General features: G+C 62.1%; 1 protein-coding gene. It reads left to right on the forward strand.

The window, feature by feature from the left end; translation table 11 throughout:
• The first annotated feature begins 567 nt into the window (after positions 1-567).
• The gene (locus AC1DVZ_RS18815; protein ID WP_477619723.1) at positions 568-1494 is read left to right on the forward strand and encodes a sugar phosphate isomerase/epimerase family protein; all 927 of its coding nucleotides are present in this window, start codon (positions 568-570) and stop codon (positions 1492-1494) included.
• The last annotated feature ends 98 nt before the right edge of the window (positions 1495-1592 follow it).

Here is a 1592-nt window from a genome sequence, read left to right on the forward strand (position 1 = left end):
CCACCGGCGAAAGCGTGCGCCTGTCCCAAGCCCTGGCCGGCCACGGGGTGAACCCCTTGAACTGAGAAACGGGGCCATTGGTGGCCAGCAACTGGGCAGATCCCATGGCCACCACCGGGCAGTTCACGTGACCGTCACCGGGCAGGTCTCACGACCGCCTCTGGGCAGAACTCAATGGCCCTTGACACCCATTTTGATGGAGTGTCGGCCTGGAACCGTTCGACCAGCACGACCGCGCATCTTCAGATCCTGCGGTCACACGACCTCACGACTTGCACAGTCAGCGCTACCACGCAAACTCGCGCGAGCACGCTGCGATCTCTATAAGGCGACTAGGTCGGCGACCGCGATCACCAGGCCTGGTGAGCCATGTGGCTTCGAGGTCTGCACAAGCCGGCGCTCGAACGTCAGCTCCCCAGCCTTAGGGCTCCCTCTGCCGATACTCCCAACGTCCACCCGGCTCCAAATGTAACGACAATACATCGGGTTCCCACCACGGGGCATTGCCACATCTTGACCGCAACGACTTACATCGCTAAGGTTGCAACCCTGTTACAGGAGGTCTCTTTGAAGTTCTTGGGTCACACCCTCGGCACGCCTAGGCACACGTTGCGAGAAGCTCTGCTGCTGTTTCATGAGGCATCGCTTGACGGTGCCGAGGTCATTTGGCAGGACGACTACCCGGCAGCCATCTCGGAGTCGGCGTACCTGCACGACGCCCACGACGCCCGCAACCTCAGCCGCTCCCTTGGCCTGCCCATCGTTGCCCTAACGCCGTACATGACAGGTTTGAACCATCCCGAGGAGCAGCAGCGTCGACAGGCCATCGCCAGGTTCGAGCGTTGCGTCGAGACCGCTGTGATTGTCGGCGCTTCGAAGATCCGTGTCTACGCCGGTGAGAACCATGGCGGCGATGATGCTGTCGGCTCGCGAGCACGGCTGGTGGACTCTTTGGGCCGCCTTGGCCAAGTAGCGGAAGCGGCCGGAGTCGTGTTGTGCGTGGAGAATCACTTCGGGACGTTGGCGGTGTCTGCGGCAGAGACCGCCAACCTAATCCGCGACGTAGGGCAACCCAACGTCCGAATCCTTTACGACCAGGCGAATCTGACGTTCACGCACTGTGAGGACTTTCCCGAAGCGATCGCACTGCAGGCTTCGGCCATCCGACACGTGCACGCCAAGGACCTCATCTTCCTCGACCGCGACGCGCCGTTCAGCGCCACGCAGGTGCACAAATTGGATCCGGAGAGCCGGCACGTCCGTTCGAAGGTGATCGGCCAGGGAATCCTCCCTTGGTCCGAAATCCTCGCCGCCCTGATGCGAAGTGGCTACGACGACACCGTCTCGATCGAATATGAGGCTAGATGGGCACCGGAGCTGCCGCCCCCCGAGGTCGGAATCCCGCAGTCCGCTGGCGCGCTGAGGCAGGCATACGAGGTGGCTCGGGCTGCTGTGTCCGCGCACGACTACATCCATGAAGGGTTGCCAGAGTGAGGATTGCCAACATCAACGGGCGCAGCTCCCTTCTCCGCGGCATGGAGTGCCTGGATATTTCAGATGCATCCGACGGCTTGTTGTCGTCGGACCTGGAG

This window comes from Pedococcus sp. P2_E5 (assembly GCF_056403895.1).